Raw genomic sequence first — 17,433 nt, 5'->3', positions numbered from 1 at the left:
TTGTTTTTGTCCCAAGTCGCGTGCGAGCGATGGGATGCGCGGACCGGCGCGCCCCGCTAAGAACAGGGCATGAGCGACGCCCGCCCGCCCTGGGAAGACGACGAACCGGACGCCCCCGAAGCGGTGGAGCGTGATCCGGACACCGACGACATGTTCGGCGCCCCGGCCGCCCCGCAGCCTGCGCCCGATCCGGCGCCCGTCGCCGCGCCGAAGCCGGCGCCCGCCCCCGTCCCCGCCGACGGCGCGGCGCCCTACACGGTGCTGGCCCGCAAATACCGGCCGACCACCTTCGAGGACCTGATCGGCCAGGAGGCCATGGTCCGCACCCTGTCGAACGCCTTCTCGACCGGCCGCATCGCCCACGCCTTCATGCTGACCGGCGTGCGGGGGGTCGGCAAGACGACCACGGCGCGCCTTCTGGCCCGCGCGCTGAACAACGAGACGGAGACGATCGACAGCCCGTCCTTGGCTCTGACCCCCGACGGCCGGCATGACGCGGCCATCATGGCGGGCCAGCACATGGACGTCATGGAGATGGACGCCGCCAGCCACACCGGCGTCAACGACATCCGCGACATCCTGGAAAGCGTCCGCTACGCACCCGTAGAGGCCCGCTATAAGGTCTATGTCCTGGACGAGGTGCACATGCTCTCGAACCAGGCCTTCAACGCGCTTCTGAAGACGCTGGAAGAGCCGCCGCCGCACGCGAAGTTCATTTTCGCCACCACCGAGATCCGCAAGGTGCCGGTGACGATCCTGTCGCGTTGCCAGCGGTTCGACCTGCGCCGCGTCGAGAGCGACGTCCTGTCCGAGCACCTGGGCCGCATCGCCGATCGCGAGGGGATGAAGGTCGAGGCCGACGCCCTGGCCCTGATCGCCCGCGCGGCCGAAGGCTCCGTCCGCGACGGCCTCAGCCTGCTCGACCAGGCCCTGGTCCAGGGCGAGGACGGCCGCCCGGTCGAGACCGCCGTCGTGCGCGACATGCTGGGTCTGGCCGACCGCGCCCAGACCATCGCCCTGTTCGAAAGCGTCATGGCCGGCCGCACGCCCGAGGCGCTGGAGGCCTTCCGCACCCTCTATGGCTACGGCGCCGATCCGATCCAGGTGATCGGCGACCTGCTGGAGCACTGTCACGCCGCCAGCGTCGCCAAGATGCTGGGCCCCGACGCCACCCGCCTGCCCGCCGATCAGGCCCGCGCCCTGACGGCCCTGGGCGCCGCCATCCCGGCCGGCGTGCTGTCGCGCGCCTGGCAGATGCTGCTGAAGGCATTGGATGAGGTGCGCCGCGCGCCCAATCCGGCGGAGGCCGTCGAGATGGCCCTGATCCGCCTGGCCTACGCCGCCGACCTGCCCGGACCCGAAGAGGCGCTGAAACGGCTTCAGAACGGCGAGCCCCTTCTGCCCGGCGGCCCGTCTGCACCGCGAGGCAGCGGCGGCGGCGGCGGCGGTGGCGGCGGCGGTGCCCAGGCCGTCAGCGTGCGCCCGGCTCCCCCGGCCGACATCCGCCCGGACCCGCAATCCTTCGAGGCCGTCGTCGCCCTGATCGGCGAACGGCGCGAGATCGCGCTGCAGCTGGACGTGCAGCGCTATGTGAAGCCGGTGTCGTTCAAGCCCGGCGCCATCGTCTACGAAAGCGGCGCCGGCGCGCCGGTCGATCTGGCCCGCAAACTGGCCTCGCGCCTGAAGGACTGGACCGGCCGCACCTGGCTGATCGCCGCCAACGGCCAGGGCGGCGGCGAGACCATCATCGAGGCCGACCGCCGTCGGGTCCAGGAGACGCGCAACGCCATCCTGGCCGACCCGCTGGTCAAGTCCGTCATGGACGCCTTCCCCGGCGCCGAACTGGGCGAGATCAAGGAGATCGCCGCGCCGGTCGAACTGCCGGTGATACCGGACGAAGCCTCGGACGACGACGAGGACTGATCCGCCGCCTTCCACTCTCCGCACCGTCATCTTCGGACTTGATCCGAGGATCAGGTGTTGGTCGTGCTGACCTTCGGATGGCTCCGGCCACAGCGCTTCAGCCGGCCTCCGTTGCCCACCGGACACCCTGATCCTCGGATCAAGTCCGAGGATGACGGCTGCGACGGCTGTGGCGGCCTCACAGGATCTTCGCCGCCTCGTCGAACTCAAGCCGCGGCGAGCGCGGAAACAGGTTCTCGTCCGAGCCGTAGCCTAGGTTGATGATGTAGTTCGGCTCGATGTTCGTGCCGGCGAAGAACTCGGCCTTCACGCCCGCCGGGTCGAAGCCCGACATCGGCCCGACATCGAGGCCCAGGGCCCGCGCCGCGATGGTCAGATAGCCGCCCTGCAGCGAGGCGTTGCGGAAGGCGCTCTCACGCCGCGCGCCCTCGTCCGCGAACCAGTCCTTGGCCCCCGGCGCATGGGGGAACAGGCGCGGCAGGGTCTCGGGGAAGTCCAGGTCCTGGCCGATGATCAGATTGACCGGCGCCTGAAGCGTCTTGGCGCGGTTGCCCTCGCTCATGTGCGGCGCCAGGCGGGCCTTGGCCTCGGGCGAGGTGAGAAAGACGAAGCGCGCCGGCGTGTTGTTCACCGCCGTCGGCCCGAACTTGGTCAGGTCGTACAGTTTGTGCAGCAGCTCGGGCGCCACAGGACGGTCTGTCCAGGCGTTGCGCGTGCGCGCCTCGGTGAACAGCTGGGCCAGGGCGGCGTCCGAAATCGGCTCGTCGCGGTGGGTGACGGTGTCGAAAGCCATGGGACCCTCTTCTTAGCAATCTGCAACAGTGACAGATCACATATAAGCGGATCGGGTGGCGGCGAAAGGCCATTCGCAACAAATAATGTTGCTATTTGAATCGCGCGCCCGCCCCTAGGTCCCGCGACCCGAACCCCCTATCTAGGCTGCATGAAAGACCTCAACGCCCTGATGCAGCAGGCCCAGCAGATGCAGCAGCGTCTGCAGGACGCCCAGGCCCGCATGGCCGACACGACCGCCGAGGGTTCGGCCGGCGGCGGCCTCGTCTCCATTGCCCTGAAGGGACCTGGCGACATCACTCGCGTCACCATCGACAACAGCCTGATGGTCCCCGGCGACAACGAGATTCTGGCCGACCTGATCCAGGCCGCCCACGCCGACGCCAAGCGCCGGCTGGACGCCGTCAACGCCGAGCTGATGCGCGAGGCGGCCGGGCCCATGGCCGGCATGAACATCCCCGGGATGCCGAAACTCTTCTGATGGCGGCTTCCGCTGGCCCCGAGATCGAGCGCCTCATCAGCCTCCTGGCCAAGCTGCCGGGCCTAGGCCCCCGTTCGGCCCGCCGCGCCGCCTTAGCCCTGCTGAAGCGCCGCGAACAGTTGCTGGAGCCGCTGGCCGCGTCGCTGGCCGAGACCGCCGCCAAGGTCGTCTCCTGCTCGGTCTGCGGGGCGCCGGACACCCGCGATCCCTGCGCCATCTGTTCGGACGGAGCCCGCGACAACGGCCTGATCTGCGTGGTCGAGGAGGCCGGCGCCCTGTGGGCCATGGAGCGCTCGGGTGCCTTTCGCGGCAAATACCATGTGCTGGGCGGGCTGCTCTCGGCGCTGGACGGCGTCGGCCCGGACCAACTGCGCGTCGCCGAACTGGTCGGCCGCATCCGGGGTGGCGAGGTCAAGGAAGCCGTGCTCGCCCTCCCCGCCACCGTCGACGGCCAGACCACCGCCCACTACATCGCCGAACGCCTGGCCGGCACGGGCGTCGAGGTCACCTCACTGGCCCGGGGTGTCCCGGTCGGCGGCGAGCTCGACTGGCTGGACGACGGCACCATCATCCAGGCCCTGCGGGCGCGGCGTCCCGCCTGAGCGGTCCAAAGAGAAAGGGCCGCCTCGTTTCCGAAGCGGCCCTTGAAATCAGCTATCCAGGAAGCTGCGCAGCTTTCGCGACCGGCTGGGGTGCTTCAGCTTGCGCAGGGCCTTCGCCTCGATCTGGCGGATGCGTTCGCGCGTGACGCTGAACTGCTGGCCGACCTCTTCCAGCGTGTGGTCGGTATTCATGCCGATGCCGAAGCGCATGCGCAGGACGCGTTCCTCACGCGGCGTCAGGGACGCCAGCACCCGGGTGGTGGTCTCGCGCAGGTTCGACTGGATGGCCGCGTCGATCGGCAGGATCGCGTTCTTGTCCTCGATGAAGTCGCCCAGGTGCGAATCCTCCTCGTCGCCGATGGGCGTTTCGAGGCTGATCGGCTCCTTGGCGATCTTCAGGACCTTGCGGACCTTTTCCAGGGGCATGGCCAGCTTTTCGGCCAATTCCTCCGGGGTCGGCTCGCGGCCGATTTCGTGCAGCATCTGGCGGCTGGTGCGGACGATCTTGTTGATCGTCTCGATCATGTGCACCGGGATGCGAATGGTGCGCGCCTGGTCGGCGATGGACCGCGTGATCGCCTGACGGATCCACCAGGTGGCGTAGGTCGAGAACTTGTAGCCGCGGCGGTACTCGAACTTGTCGACCGCCTTCATCAGGCCGATGTTGCCCTCCTGGATCAGATCCAGGAACTGCAGGCCGCGGTTGGTGTATTTCTTGGCGATGGAGATCACGAGGCGCAGATTGGCCTCGACCATTTCCTTCTTGGCCTGACGGGCCTCGCGCTCGCCCTTCTGAACCGTCTGGACGATGCGGCGATAGTCGTCGATCGGCAGGCCGGCCTCGGTCGCCACCGCCGCGACGTCGCCGCGAATGGTGGTGATCTGGCCGCCTTCCTTCTCGCTGAACTTGGTCCAGCGCACGCCCATGTCCTTGACCGCGTCGATCCAGTTTGGGTCCAGCTCCTTGCCGAAATAGGCCTTCAGGAACTCGGGACGCGAGATGCCGTAGCTGTCGGCCAGACGCAGCAGGCGGCCTTCCAACCCCATCAAGCGCTTGTTGATGGCGTACAACTGCTCGACCAGCGCCTCGATGCGGTTGTTGTTCAGCTTCAGCGTCTTCAGGCGGTCCGAGATGGTCCGCGTCAGGGTCTCGTAGGCCTTCTGATCCTTGGTGCTGAGGACGTCGCCCTTGAGGCGGCTCTCCACCAGCTTGTCCTGCAGCTTGCGGAACGCGCCGAAGTCGCCGGCGATGGCGTCCAGCACCTCCATGACACCGTCACGCAGCTCGGCCTCCATGGCCGAGATTGACAGGCCGCCGCCATCGTCGAAGTCGTCGTCGTCGTCATCGCCCTCAGGCTTGTCTTCGGAAGCCGGCTTTTCCTCGGCCTCTTCCTCTTCTTCGCCCTCGCCTTCCTGGGCGGCGCCGGGGACCGAGGCGGGGTTCAACACGCCATAGGTGGCGTCCAGGTCGATGACCTCGCGCAGCAGGATGCGGTTGTTGGCCAGCTCGTCGCGCCACACCATGATGGCCTCGAACGTAAGGGCGCTTTCGCACAGCCCCGAGATCATGGCGTCGCGGCCGGCCTCGATGCGCTTGGCGATGGCGATTTCGCCCTCGCGCGACAGCAGTTCGACCGAGCCCATCTCGCGCAGATACATCCGCACCGGGTCGTCGGTGCGGTCGTAGGCGGCCTTGGCGGGCGTTTCGGCGACGGAGGTGTCGGCGCGCTCGGCGACCTCTCCGCCCTCGCCTTCCTTCTGCTCGGCGTCCTCTTCGGCCTCGACGACGTTGACGCCCATCTCGGACAGCATCGCCAGGGTGTCCTCGATTTGGTCGGGAGTCACCTCTTCGGACGGCAGGACCTTATTCAGCTCCTCCATCGTCACATAGCCGCGGGCCTTGGCCTGCTTGATGAACTTCTTGACGCCGGCGTCCGTCAGATCGAGCAGGGGGCCGTCGGTGGCGGGTTCGGCGTCCTGCGTTTCGGTCTGAGCGCTCATTCAGTCTTCTCCGGTCCCACACGCGAGGGACGTTGCATAAACGCCGCAGGCGGCCGTTTGTTTAACGGCGCATACGGGCTTGATTGAATTCGTTCGTCGGGCCGCGCGCGAAGGGCCGGGCGCCGCACGGCGCCAGGGTCAACCTCTCCGCCGTCCGGCGAACCGGAACGGGCAACCTCGGAACCGAGCCTTGGCGGGGGGCGCAGTGTGGCCAGGTCGGCTGGTCGATCCAAGTCGCCGCCGCCTCGACCCCGCACAGGACAGGCAAGTGATCCGAGCGCGGCAGATGGCGTCGCGTAGCACAGGTGTCAAGGGGCGGAGGGCTGCGAAGCCTCAGTGCGGACCCGACGCCTCGGCCCAGAAGTCGCCGCTGGTGAGCGATCGGTTCAGGGCGTCGCGCTGGGACTTCAGACTGGTGAAGGCGGCGCCGTCGTATTCGTCCTCGCGCTTCAGCTCTTCCAACGCGCGGCCCAGGGCGAGCGCCTGAAGCAGGAGGTCGATGGCCTGGATCAGCTGCCGGCGGGCATCCTCGACCGCGCGCGCGGCGTCCAGAAAGGGGGCGTGGGCGATCGTGGCCATGCGGTCCACGCGGCGCAGCGTCTCCTCATGTCCCATGGCCAGAAGGCGTGATCGCAGCAGGCCCTCGCCCAGGGCGTCCGCCTCATAGGTCATGCGCACCAGATCGTTGACCAGCCGGTCGAGCCCGGCGTCTCCCAGCCCCTGATTGGCCAGCAGTTCGGCGCGCTCCTGGACCACCGAAGGGTGGGCGATCAGCCCCTCGACGACGGCGGCGACCAGCGGCTTGGGCGCGTGAGCCAGGGCGACGGCGGCCGTCCGGGCCTCAGGCGTCGCTTCCATATTGGTCGCATCCATGCGGAACTGGCCCTGACGGGCGCGGCGGTCGCGATAGATCGTGCGGTTGGCTTGGCGCTTCTCGGCCTGTGAAGGCCGGGTCAGCTGATAGAAGGCGCCGACCAGATAGTCTTTGTAGGTGCGCGACAGGTCGGGGTCCGCGATCAGGGCGGCGGATGCGCGCAGGCGCGTCAGCAGGCCCGCCTCCTTCTCCGGCGTATCCATTGTCCCGATCGCTTCACGCTCGCGCTCGAACAGGACACGGGCGAACGGCGCGGTCAGGGTCAGCGCCTCGCGAAGGGCGGGCGCGCCCTTCTCCCGCAGCATGTCGTCGGGATCCATTCCGCTGGACAGGCTGACGAAGCGGAACGACCGGTCGGGCTTCAACAGTGGCAATGCACGCTCGACCGCGCGGTGGGCGGCGCGCTGGCCGGCGCCGTCGCCGTCGAAGCAAAGGACCGGCTCCGGGCTGACACGCCACAGCAGGGCCATCTGCTCTTCCGTCAGGGCCGTGCCCATTGCGGCGACAGCCGGCACGCCCGCGCGCTGGCACGCGATGACGTCCATGTAGCCCTCAACCACCACGATAGCCTGGTCGGACTTCCCGCCCGCCCCCAGGATCCGGTGCGCCTCGGGCAGGCCGTAGAGGGTCGCCCCCTTGTGGAAAAGCGGGCTCTCCGGGCCGTTCAGATACTTTGCGCGGTCGTCCGGGTTCATGGCCCGGCCGCCGAAGGAGACGATGCGGCCGCGCCCGTCCAGGATCGGGAACATCAGCCGGTCGCGGAACCGGTCATAGGGCTGGCCGCCGCCCTCGGGACTGATCAGCAGGCCCGCCTCGACCAGATCGCCGGCCCGCGCGCCGCGCTGGACCAGCGCGGCCTTCAGGCCCTCGCGATCGTTGGGCGCATAGCCCAGGCCGAACCGCTCCCACTGATCCTCGGGCAGGCCGCGCCGCTCCAGATAGGCGCGGGTAGACTGCCCGACCGAGCGGCGCAGATTGGCGGCGAACCACTTCTGGGCCAGGTCCATCCAGTCGGAGAGGCTCTGGCGCTTCTCCTCGCGCTGGGCGGCCTGGGGGTCCTCGGCCGGCAGGGCCATACCCGCCTCGCCGGCCAGCTTCTGGACGGCCTCGACGAAGGTGAGCCGCTCGGTCTCCTGCAGGAAGGAGATGACGTCGCCGTGCTTGCCGGAGCTGAAGTCGTGGAAGAAGCCCTTGTCGTCGTTGACGAAAAAGCTGGGCGACTTCTCCTTAGAGAAGGGCGACAGGCCGACGTACTCACGGCCCTGACGCCTGAGCTTCACCGTCCGCCCGATCACGTCGGACGGGCGAAGGCGCGCCTTCAGTTCCTCGATGTAGCGCTCGTCGAACCTCACGGACCTCTTTAGCGCGGGCGACGGGTGGCCGCGAGCCGTTAAGCCTTTGGTAACCACTAAGGCGGTGGAAAGGCCACAACCCTCTGTTCGCGAACATCTTTTCGGCGCGAACCGGAACTATCCACAGACACTGTGGTTAACCACACGTCACCAGGGTGCAGAAGCGCCGCCCTTCAGTTCCGAGCTTCCTCATGTTCATGGCCCCGATCCTGCCGGCCGTCCAACCCGCCGGCCCCGACGCTGTCGCCACGCCCTTCGCGCCGCGCATCGAAAACATCAGCCCCCGCGCCCTGCATGCCCGCCTTCTGGCGAACGCCGCCCAGCGACGCCTACGCGGGCAGGAGCGCAAACAGGCTCAGCGGCTCGACGACGCCGACTACTGGCTGCACGCCGCGCCGGTGGCCGTCCGCAGGGCTGCGGCGCTGCGTGAAGAAGTGAGCTTCGCGCCGCTTCCTTGATAGGCCGCGGTCAGAAGGCTCCGCCTTCTCGACCCGACGCGGCCTAGAGATACCCCAGCCACCAGTCGCGGCGGCGGGCCTTCACGCCGGAGAACCAGCGGCCGAGCGGGTAGAGTATGGCCAGCACCAGCACCCAGACGGCATAGACGCCCAGCAGCGGGACGCCCCAGCCCGCCGGCGCCGCGCCGCCGAAGAAGGGGTTGATGAAGGCCGCGGCCGGATAGCCCATCAGGACGCCAAGCAGCATCGACAAGGCGTGCGCCAGGTAGATGTGGATCACATAGACAAACAGCGGCACGCGCCCGAACGGCAGGAAGAAGGCCGCGACCGGACCCTTCAGCCGCTCCAGCGTGGGGATCAGGGCCAGCACGGGCCCCAGCGTCATCAGCACATAATCCAGCGACGGCGGATACTTCAGCACGTTGAGGAAGTCGCCGACCGTCTTCCACGGCTGGTCCTGCACGGCCCACGGACGCGGGTCGCCGTACAGCTGAAGGCCACGCAACACGACGAAGGCGGCGATCATCGACAGGCCGAGAACGACCAGCGTTCGGCGCCGCTGCGCCGCCGGCAGGAGGAAGACGCAGCCGATGCCGTAGCCGAACGCCATGACGCCCATCCACGGCAGCACCGGATAAGCGAACAGCACCGGGACGCCGCCGATGGGCATGACGTTGGCCACATGCAGGAAGTTCCAGAGCGGCGCGGCCGCTCCGAACGCCTGAGGCGTGATGCCTTCCAACAGGTTGTGCCCGGCGATGATGACGACGCCGATGGCCAGCACGGCCCGCCACGGCAGCCAGACCAGGGCGGCCAGCGCCACCATCGACCAGCCGATGGCCCAGATGACCTGCAGGAAGACCAGCGCCGGCACGAACTGCCAGCCGATGTTGATGACCGTCAGCTCCAGCACGATCAACCACAGTCCGCGCGTCAGCAGGAACCGCGACAGGGCGGCGGTCGTCTTGCCATTGGCCTTCTGCAGGAAGGCCGACACACCCGCCAGGAAGACGAAGGTCGGGGCGCAGAAATGCGTGATGATGCGCGTTAGATAAAGCGCGGGATTGGACAGGGTCACGTCCATCGGGTCGAAGGCGCCGCTGGCGTGGAAGTAGTCGCGGACGTGATCCAGCACCATCAGGCAGATGACGATGCCGCGCAGGAGATCCAGCGCATCCAGCCGCACCGCGCCAGATCGCGTTAGACCGCTCGAAACAGCGGGTGACGCAAGGGGCGCGTCATGCGCCTTCACGGTCGTCTGTGACATGCCGATCCCCCTCGTCCGTCAGGCGGGAAGTAATCAGCTTGGCCACACCGTCGCAAGCCGGGATATCAGCGGTCCATCAGCGCGCGGAATCGATCGAACAGATACAGGCTGTCCGCCGGGCCGGGCGAGGCCTCGGGGTGATGCTGGACGCTGAACACCGGACGGTCCTTAAGCTGGATGCCGCAGTTGGTGCCGTCGAACAGGCTGACGTGGGTTTCCTGAACGGCGTCCGGCAGGCTGTCGCGATCGACGGTGAAGCCGTGGTTCATCGAGACGATCTCAACCTTGCCGGTGGTCAGATCCTTCACCGGATGGTTCGCGCCGTGGTGGCCCTGATCCATCTTCACCGTCGCGGCGCCCAGCGCGAGCGCCAGCATCTGGTGGCCCAGACAGATGCCCATGACAGGCTTGCCGCTATCCACCAGCTTTTTGATCTCCGGCACGGCGTATTCGCCGGTCGCGGCCGGATCGCCCGGCCCGTTCGACAGGACGACACCGTCCGGGTTGCGGGCCAGCACGTCCTCGGCCGAGGTGGTGGCGGGCACGACGGTGATCCTCACGCCCGTCGAGGCCAGGGCCCGCAGGATGTTGCGCTTCACGCCGTAGTCGATGACCACGACGGTCTTCCGGCCTTCCGTGCGCGGGTGACCCTCCGGCCACTCCCACAGGCCCTCGTTCCACTCGAACGCCTGGAGCGTCGAGGCGGGCTTGGCGAGGTCGAGGCCGACCAAGCCGGTCCATTCGCGCGCCTGCTGGACCAAGGCGTCGAGGTCGAACTTGCCCTCGGGGTCGTGGGCGATGACGGCGTGCGGGGCGCCCTTGTCGCGGATGATCTTGGTCAGGGCGCGGGTGTCCACGCCGGCCAGACCGACGACGCCGCGCCGCTTCATCCAGTCGTCGAAGCTCGAGTCGGCCCGCCAGTTGGCCGGATCGGTCGGGACGTCGCGGAAGATGGCGCCGCGCGCCGAGGTGTCAGACCCGCCGCCCATCTGTTCGATGTCATCGACGTTAGTCCCGACGTTTCCGACATGCGGGAAGGTGAAGGCCAGGATCTGGCTCATGTAGGACGGGTCGGTCAGGATCTCCTGATAGCCCGTCATGGCCGTGTTGAAGACCACTTCGCCCAGGGCCGAGCCGACGGCGCCGACACCAATTCCCTGCAGGATCGTGCCGTCCGCCAAGGCCAGAACGCCGGTCGCGCCGGGCAGCAGTTCGGTCGTCATGGCGATCTCCGGCGGTTTAGGACAAACGGCGGCGTGGTTAGGCGCGAGGCGGTGACGGGTCAACGCATGAGGCCGCTTTTCCTCCCCATGAAATGGGGAGGGGGACCGCTTGCGGTGGAGGGGCTGTATCAGGCGCGGCGCTTGTAATCGCCCCTCCGTCTCGGCGAGGGCCGAGCAACCTCCCCATCGGCGATGGGGAGGATAGCCATTTCACCCAAGAGCGATATCCAGGAACATCATCCCTACCAGGCCGATCATCAGGCCAACCATGGCGCGCTGATCCTTCGCGTCGCGCTGGACCTCGGGGATGATCTCGGCGGTGACGACATAGATCATGGCGCCGGCCGCCAGACCCAGGCCCCACGGCAGGGCGCCGGGCAGCAGCGCCACCACCGAAGCGCCGATCACGCCGCCGATCGGCTCGACGAGGCCCGACGCCAGGGCGGCCAGGAAGGCGGCGCGGCGCTTGTATCCCAGGCTGGCCATGGCGGCGGCGACCGCCAGCCCCTCGGGCACGTTCTGGATGCCGATGCCCAGCATGGTCGACAGGCCCTGCTGGGTTCCGCCGCCGAAGCTGACGCCCACGGCCGCGCCTTCGGGGAAGTTGTGCAGGGTGATGGCGAAGATGAAGAGCCAGATGCGCCGCGCCAGCGCCGGTGATCCGGCCGGGCCGATCGACACCATGTGGACCGGCGCGAACCGGTTCATCAGCCCCACCGCCGCCGCCCCGATCAGCACCGCCGCCGCCATCGACCCGGCGGCCACGGCCCGCGTCGCGCCGTGCTCGGTCAGGGAATCGACCCCCGGAATGATCAGGGAGAAGAAGGACGCCGCCAGCATGACCCCGGCGGCGAAGCCCAGCAGCGTGCCTTGCGTCCGCGCCGAGGTGTCGCGCATGACCAGCATGGGCACGGCGCCCAGGGCGGTCATCAGACCGGCGCAAAGGCTTCCCAGCGAACCGGCGGCGAGCGGCGACAGACCTTCGAACATCGGCGGTGTGTGGCGGCTTCGCGGGCGAGAGGCAATGACGCTCCTTGCTCTTTCGTCTTCCCCCGGCGGAGCGCAGCGGAGACCGGGGGACAGGGCGGCGCGCGAGAGCGCGAAACTGCCAAGGGTGTGACCGGCCGACAGATCGCCTTCGCTCCGCTGCGGCGCCGCCTGGTCCCCCGATCAAGTCGGGGGATGACGAAAGGTAGGGCGAGGTTTCGTGGTCACGCCTTAAAGCGAACGTCGCTTCCGCATCCGCCGTCCGCCCCCTAAAGGACCGGCATGTCCGAGGCCTTGCACAGCTTGAAGGCGGCGACCGCCGCCTGCGCGCTCCGCGATGCTCGGCGCGTGGTGGTGAAGGTCGGGTCCAGCCTGCTGGTTGACGCCGCCACCGGCACGCCGGCGACGGGCTGGCTGACAGCGCTGGCGGCGGACGTCGCGCGGCTGCGGGCGTCGGGGCGCGAGGTGATCGTGGTGTCGTCGGGCGCCGTGGCGCTGGGGCGGCGTCGGCTGAAGGCGGAAGCGGGGCGGATCGAGGACAAGCAGGCGGCGGCGGCGGTGGGCCAAAGCCTGCTGATGGCGGCGTGGCAGGCAGCGCTGGCGCCCCACGACATCGTGGTCGGCCAGGTTCTGCTGACCCGCGACGACACCGAGCGGCGGCGCGGATGGCTGAATGCGCGCGGCACGGTCGAGGCCCTGCTGCGCCACGGCGTCCTGCCCATCGTCAACGAGAACGACACGGTGGCGACCGAGGAGATCCGCTACGGCGACAACGACCGGCTGGCGGCGCGCGCGGCCCAGTTGGCGCGGGCGGACCTGCTGGTGCTGCTGTCCGACGTGGACGGGCTCTATACCGCCGATCCGCGCCGCGATCCCGAGGCGAAACACCTGCTGCTGGTCGAGAGGCTGGACGGGGCGACCCACGCCATGGCCGAGGGCGCGAACGCCCAGGCCGGCGTCGGCACGGGCGGCATGGCCACCAAGCTGATGGCCGCAGAGATCGCCCGCTCGGCCGGCTGCGCCACCGTCATCGCCTCGGGCCAGACGGCGGGACCGCTGGGCGCCGTCGAGGGCGGGGCGCGCGCGACCCTGATCCCCGCGCCGCACGGTCCGATGGCCGCCTACAAGCAATGGATCGCCGGCTCGCTGGCGCCCGCCGGATCGTTGAGCCTCGACGCCGGCGCCGCCGCCGCCCTGAAGGCGGGCAAGAGCCTGCTGCCGTCCGGCGTGACCGGCGTAACCGGCGGCTTCGGCAAGGGCGACTGCGTCAGCCTGACCTCGGGCGGCGCCGTGCTGGGCGTCGGTCTGGCCGCCTATTCCGCCGATGAGGCGCGCCGCATCCTGGGTCGCCGCAGCGACGAGATCGAGACAGTGCTGGGCTATCGCGGACCCTCTGTGCTGGTGCACCGCGACGACCTGGCGCTGAGAAGCTCATGACCGACATGCTGCAGATGGGCCGCCGCGCCCGGGCGGCGGCCACCGCCTTGGCCGCATCGTCGGCCGAGACGCGAAGCCAAGCCCTGACCGCCCTCGCCCGCCGGCTGGGCGAAGCCGAGGCCGCCATTCTGGCCGCCAACGCCGAGGATGTGGCGCGCGGCGAAGCCAATGGCATGGCCGCCGCCATGATCGACCGGCTGCGCCTGACGCCGACGCGCGTGCAGGGCATGGTCGAGGCCGTCACGACCATCGCCGCCGTGCCCGATCCGCTGGGCGCCGAGATAGCGCGCTGGACGCCCGCCAATGGTCTGGACATCGCGCGGGTGCGGGTGCCGATCGGCGTGCTGGGCGTCATCTATGAGAGCCGGCCGAACGTTACGGCCGATGCGGCGGCCCTGTGCATCCGGTCGGGCAACGCCGCGATCCTGCGCTGCGGCTCGGACTGCCTGAGCTCGTCGCTGGCCATCGCGAATTGCGTGTCGGCGGCGCTAGCCGAGGCGGGCCTTCCGGCGGAGGCCGTGCAGCTGGTCGCCACGCCCGACCGGGCGGCGGTCGGGGCGATGCTGAGCGGCCTGGACGGTGCCATCGACATGCTGATCCCGCGCGGCGGCAAGAGCCTGGTCGCGCGGGTGCAGGCCGAGGCGCGGGCGCCCGTGCTGGGGCATCTGGAGGGGCTGAACCACACCTACGTTCACGCGGCCGCCGACCTCGACGTGGCGAAGGGCATCGTCGTCAACGCCAAGATGCGGCGGGTGTCGGTGTGCGGATCGACCGAAACGCTGCTGATCGACGCGGCGGGCGCCGAGCGTCTGCTTCCGCCCATCGCCGACGCGCTGACGGCGGCCGGATGCGAGCTGCGCGCCGACGAGGCCGCGCGGGCGCTGGTCCCCGGCATGGGGGTGGCCGAGGAGGCCGACTGGTCCACCGAGTATCTGGCGCCGATCCTGTCGGTGCGGGTCGTGACGGATCTGGACGGGGCGGTGGAGCACATCCGCCGCTACGGCTCGGGCCACACGGACGCGATCGTCACGACGGACGCCGCGGCCGCCGAACGGTTCCTGAGCGCGGTGGACAGCGCCATCGTCCTGGTCAACGCCTCGACCCAGTTCGCCGACGGCGGCGAGTTCGGCTTCGGCGGCGAGATCGGCATCTCGACGTCCAAGCTGCATGCGCGCGGGCCGGTCGGGGCGGAGCAACTGACTAGCTATAAGTACGTGGTGCGCGGGACGGGCCAGACGCGGCCGTGAAGCTCTCCGCCCGCTGGGCGGAGACAGCGAGCGGAGCGAGCAGAGGCGGGCAAGTTCAGGGCTCGACCTTTCGGGCCCGCCTCTGGCGCCTTGCAGCGCCTGTCTCCGCCCAGGGGGCGGAGATCGTCCCCCGCCTCAGCTCGGCAGGGCGTAGGCGATCACCTCATCGCTGACGGGTGTTTCCATGAAGTGGTGGCCGCCCGGCGCGATGACGAGATACTGCTTGGCGCCCACCGAATAGGTCATCGGCGTCGCCTGTCCGCCGCCCGGCAGGGGGGCCGTCCAGACGGTCTTGCCGGTGCGCAGGTCGATGGCGCGGATCAGGTCGTCGGTGGCGGCGGCGACGAAGATCAATCCGCCGGCGGTGACCACGGCGCCGCCGTTGTTGGGCGTGCCGATCTCGATGGGCAAGCCGGACGGGATGCCGAACGGTCCGTTCTTGCGCGCCGTGCCCAGCGGGCGGTCCCAGATCGTTCGGCCGGTGCGCAGGTCGATGGCGCGGATGCCGCCGTAGGGCGGCTCCTTGCACAGCAGGCCGGTGAAGGGCAGGCGCCAGCCGGCGTTGACGGTGATGGCGTAGGGGGTGTTGGCCTGCGGGTCGCCGGCGCCTTCGGCGTGGTTTTTCATGCCGCCGCCACGCGCCCGGGTGGGCTGGTCCAGACGCGGGTCGCCGCGCGGGAACCAGCCGTTGGCGTCGGCCTGGGCGCGGGGGACCAGGCGGTTGTAGTTCGGCATGTCGTTGTAGTTGGCGACGATGATGCCGCGCGCTGGATCCACCGCGACACCGCCCCAATCCGAGCCGCCGTTATAGCCAGGATATTCGATGTAGCGGCGCTCGGTGGTCGGCGGGGTGTAGAAGCCTTCGTAAGACGCCTGACGGAACTGGATGCGGCAGACCATCTGGTCGATCGGCGACATGCCCCACATCTGGCGCTCGGTCAGGTCATTGGGCCGGCGCAGGGTGTGGAACAGGCTGTGCGGCTGGGTGGCCGCGCGCATCTGAGGCTCGACGCCGCCCTGCGGGACGGGGCGTTCCGCGACCTGGGTCAGCGGCTGGCCGGTCTCGCGGTTCAGCACATAGATGTCGCCCTGTTTGGACGGCAGGACGACAGCGGGAACGGCCCCGGCCGGCGTCGGGTAGTCGACCAGCGTCGCCTGCGAGCCCAGGTCGTAATCCCAGACGTCGTGGTGCACGGTCTGGAAATGCCAGCGCGGCTTGCCCGTGGTCACGTCCAGCGCGACCAGAGAGGTGGCGTATTGCAACTCCAGCGGCTGGCGGCTGGAGGAATAGTAGTCGGCGGCGGTCGACCCCAGCGGCAGGTAGACCAGACCCAGACGCTCGTCGCCCGAGGCGGTGGTCCACATGTTGGGCGTGCCCAGGGTATAGGTCTGTCCGGCGGGCGGCGCGGCGTTGATGTCCGGGCGCATCATGTCCCAGGCCCAGCGCAACTGGCCGCTGACGGCGTCGAAGCCCTTGATGACGCCGGACGGCGCATAGCGGTTCTGGCCGTCCAGGATCTGGTGGCCGGTGACCACGACGCCCCGCACGATGGTTGGCGCCGAGGTGATCGAGACCATGCCGGGGATCGGCTGACCCATATTGGCGGACGTATCGACCTGACCGCCCTGGCCGAAGCCGGCGCAGCGCTTGCCGGTCCGGGCGTCCACGGCGATCAGACGAGCGTCCAGCGTGCCCCAGATGATGCGGTTGGCGCAGGGATCGGCCGGGTTGGCGGCCGGGACGGTGTAGTAGCTGACGCCCCGGCAAGCGGCCGTATAGGGGATCGATTTGTCGTCGACCTGCGGGTCCGACTTCCACAACTGGCGGCCGGTGGCGGCGTCGGCGGCGACGACCATGCTCTTGCCGGTGCAGATATAGAGGACATTGCCGATCTTCAGCGGCGTGTTCTCTGAGGCGTATTTGTTCTGTGCGCCGGGGCGATCGCCGGGCAGGTCGCCGGTGTGGATGCTCCAGGCGCGCTCCAGTTTTCCGACGTTCTCGGGCGTGATCTGGTTCAGGGTCGAGTAGCGCTGTGCGTGATAGCTGCCGCCATAGGCCGCCCAGTCGGCGTCAACCGGGATGGCGTCAGGATCGCTGGAGACCACCGCATTGGCCGCCGGCAGCGGCAGCGGGTTCATCGATTGGGCGTTCGCGACCAAAGCGCTGAATGCCACGGTCACGACCGCCAGACCGGCCAGGCTGAAGCCCGCGATCTTGCCGGCGCCGCGCCGCTTCATCAGCACCGGCAGGGACGCCAGCGCGAGGGCCAGCAACACCACCGGCCCGACCAGACGGGGCACCAGGCCCCAGCCGTCCAGTCCGACCTCCCACAGGCTCCACAACAGGGTGAAGGCGAAGACGGCGGCGTAGACGTAGAGCCCCTCGATCCGCGTCTGGGTCAGCAGGGCGCCAGAGGCGATCAGGCCGAGGCCGGCCAGGGCGTAATACCAAGAACCGCCGAGGGAGATCAGCCATATCCCCCCGCACGTCAGCACCAGTCCCAGAAGCACGAAAAGGACGCCAAGGGCCGCGACGGCCCAGGCGCCGGGCGATGCCGGCAGGCGGATAGACATTGGGAAGCTCCCGATGAGACTGCTTCAAAAAGTCGCAACTGCGGTTGCGGTTCCGCATAAGTGATCAGCGATCATATGTTCGGACGTCTTGCGACCAGCTCGCAGGCGCGTCATTCGCGCATGTCTGCAAGAACGCACCCATTTCGCGTCGTCCGCAGCACAGTTCGTGCTTTTTAGCGCGTCGAAACTCGCATCACGCGGTTAGGATTTGCGCG

The 17,433-nt window shown here is 69.0% G+C and carries 13 protein-coding genes; 6 read left to right on the top strand and 7 right to left on the bottom strand.

Annotation, left to right across the window (positions count from 1 at the left end; genetic code table 11):
* Positions 1–69 precede the first annotated feature (69 nt).
* A complete protein-coding gene (locus tag ASG17_RS03930) occupies positions 70–1,923 on the top strand; it encodes a DNA polymerase III subunit gamma/tau (protein WP_056099485.1) in 1,854 nt (617 codons plus the stop codon).
* 178 nt (positions 1,924–2,101) lie between these two features.
* On the opposite strand, the gene ASG17_RS03925 is transcribed toward ASG17_RS03930, so the two are convergent.
* A complete protein-coding gene (locus ASG17_RS03925) occupies positions 2,102–2,716 on the bottom strand; it encodes a malonic semialdehyde reductase (protein WP_056099483.1) in 615 nt (204 codons plus the stop codon).
* Between the two features lie 150 nt (positions 2,717–2,866).
* Here ASG17_RS03925 and ASG17_RS03920 point away from each other — a divergent pair, with 150 nt between their 5' ends.
* Complete coding sequence (locus tag ASG17_RS03920; protein ID WP_056099480.1) at positions 2,867–3,196, top strand: YbaB/EbfC family nucleoid-associated protein; 330 nt, start codon at positions 2,867–2,869, stop codon at positions 3,194–3,196.
* On the top strand, positions 3,196–3,798 hold the full coding sequence (gene recR / locus ASG17_RS03915) for a recombination mediator RecR (RefSeq protein ID WP_056099477.1): 603 nt from the start codon (positions 3,196–3,198) through the stop codon (positions 3,796–3,798). The genes ASG17_RS03920 and recR overlap by 1 nt, the downstream gene beginning before the upstream one ends.
* A 48-nt stretch (positions 3,799–3,846) precedes the next feature.
* Here the strand turns inward: recR and rpoD are convergent, their stop codons facing one another.
* Both rpoD and dnaG read right to left on the bottom strand, forming a co-directional pair.
* Positions 3,847–5,799, bottom strand: coding sequence for an RNA polymerase sigma factor RpoD (gene rpoD, locus ASG17_RS03910; RefSeq protein ID WP_056099474.1), 1,953 nt, complete (start codon positions 5,797–5,799; stop codon positions 3,847–3,849).
* 333 nt (positions 5,800–6,132) lie between these two features.
* Positions 6,133–8,025, bottom strand: coding sequence for a DNA primase (gene dnaG / locus ASG17_RS03905; protein ID WP_056099470.1), 1,893 nt, complete (start codon positions 8,023–8,025; stop codon positions 6,133–6,135).
* Between the two features lie 191 nt (positions 8,026–8,216).
* Here dnaG and ASG17_RS03900 point away from each other — a divergent pair, with 191 nt between their 5' ends.
* Positions 8,217–8,483 carry a hypothetical protein gene (locus ASG17_RS03900; protein ID WP_056099467.1) on the top strand — a complete coding sequence of 89 codons (267 nt, stop codon included), beginning with the start codon at positions 8,217–8,219 and terminating at the stop codon, positions 8,481–8,483.
* Between the two features lie 43 nt (positions 8,484–8,526).
* On the opposite strand, the gene ASG17_RS03895 is transcribed toward ASG17_RS03900, so the two are convergent.
* The 3 genes from ASG17_RS03895 to ASG17_RS03885 all read right to left on the bottom strand — a co-directional run bounded on the left by ASG17_RS03895 (position 8,527) and on the right by ASG17_RS03885 (position 11,963).
* Entirely contained in the window at positions 8,527–9,750 is a 1,224-nt protein-coding gene (locus ASG17_RS03895; protein ID WP_082496101.1) for a DUF1624 domain-containing protein, read from the bottom strand.
* A 65-nt stretch (positions 9,751–9,815) separates the two neighbouring features.
* Positions 9,816–10,973, bottom strand: a complete 1,158-nt coding sequence (gene carA / locus ASG17_RS03890; RefSeq protein WP_056099460.1) for a glutamine-hydrolyzing carbamoyl-phosphate synthase small subunit — start codon at positions 10,971–10,973, stop codon at positions 9,816–9,818.
* 210 nt (positions 10,974–11,183) lie between these two features.
* The gene (locus tag ASG17_RS03885) at positions 11,184–11,963 is read right to left on the bottom strand and encodes a ZIP family metal transporter (RefSeq protein ID WP_056099456.1); all 780 of its coding nucleotides are present in this window, start codon (positions 11,961–11,963) and stop codon (positions 11,184–11,186) included.
* Between the two features lie 279 nt (positions 11,964–12,242).
* Between ASG17_RS03885 and proB the strand changes: the two genes are divergently transcribed.
* On the top strand, positions 12,243–13,397 hold the full coding sequence (gene proB / locus ASG17_RS03880) for a glutamate 5-kinase (protein ID WP_056099454.1): 1,155 nt from the start codon (positions 12,243–12,245) through the stop codon (positions 13,395–13,397).
* Between the two features lie 5 nt (positions 13,398–13,402).
* Positions 13,403–14,644 (top strand): glutamate-5-semialdehyde dehydrogenase, encoded by a 1,242-nt coding sequence (locus tag ASG17_RS03875; protein ID WP_082496191.1) that lies wholly within the window; start codon positions 13,403–13,405, stop codon positions 14,642–14,644.
* Positions 14,645–14,779: 135 nt separating this feature from the next.
* Here the strand turns inward: ASG17_RS03875 and ASG17_RS03870 are convergent, their stop codons facing one another.
* Complete coding sequence (locus ASG17_RS03870; RefSeq protein ID WP_056099449.1) at positions 14,780–17,218, bottom strand: membrane-bound PQQ-dependent dehydrogenase, glucose/quinate/shikimate family; 2,439 nt, start codon at positions 17,216–17,218, stop codon at positions 14,780–14,782.
* Positions 17,219–17,433 lie beyond the last annotated feature (215 nt).

This window comes from Brevundimonas sp. Leaf363, assembly GCF_001424025.1.
Taxonomy (GTDB): domain Bacteria; phylum Pseudomonadota; class Alphaproteobacteria; order Caulobacterales; family Caulobacteraceae; genus Brevundimonas.
The sequence above is the reverse complement of the archived record's forward strand: the minus strand, read 5'-3'. Positions and strand labels throughout refer to the sequence as shown.

Bases quoted from the DNA above. Each gene is read 5' to 3' on its own strand.
- ASG17_RS03930 (WP_056099485.1), top strand. From the start codon at position 70: ATGAGCGACGCCCGCCCGCCCTGGGAAGACGACGAACCGGACGCCCCC.
- ASG17_RS03925 (WP_056099483.1), bottom strand. From the start codon at position 2,716: ATGGCTTTCGACACCGTCACCCACCGCGACGAGCCGATTTCGGACGCC.
- ASG17_RS03920 (WP_056099480.1), top strand. From the start codon at position 2,867: ATGAAAGACCTCAACGCCCTGATGCAGCAGGCCCAGCAGATGCAGCAG.
- recR (WP_056099477.1), top strand. From the start codon at position 3,196: ATGGCGGCTTCCGCTGGCCCCGAGATCGAGCGCCTCATCAGCCTCCTG.
- rpoD (WP_056099474.1), bottom strand. From the start codon at position 5,799: ATGAGCGCTCAGACCGAAACGCAGGACGCCGAACCCGCCACCGACGGC.
- ASG17_RS03900 (WP_056099467.1), top strand. From the start codon at position 8,217: ATGTTCATGGCCCCGATCCTGCCGGCCGTCCAACCCGCCGGCCCCGAC.
- ASG17_RS03895 (WP_082496101.1), bottom strand. From the start codon at position 9,750: ATGTCACAGACGACCGTGAAGGCGCATGACGCGCCCCTTGCGTCACCC.
- carA (WP_056099460.1), bottom strand. From the start codon at position 10,973: ATGACGACCGAACTGCTGCCCGGCGCGACCGGCGTTCTGGCCTTGGCG.
- ASG17_RS03885 (WP_056099456.1), bottom strand. From the start codon at position 11,963: ATGTTCGAAGGTCTGTCGCCGCTCGCCGCCGGTTCGCTGGGAAGCCTT.
- proB (WP_056099454.1), top strand. From the start codon at position 12,243: ATGTCCGAGGCCTTGCACAGCTTGAAGGCGGCGACCGCCGCCTGCGCG.
- ASG17_RS03875 (WP_082496191.1), top strand. From the start codon at position 13,403: ATGCTGCAGATGGGCCGCCGCGCCCGGGCGGCGGCCACCGCCTTGGCC.
- ASG17_RS03870 (WP_056099449.1), bottom strand. From the start codon at position 17,218: ATGTCTATCCGCCTGCCGGCATCGCCCGGCGCCTGGGCCGTCGCGGCC.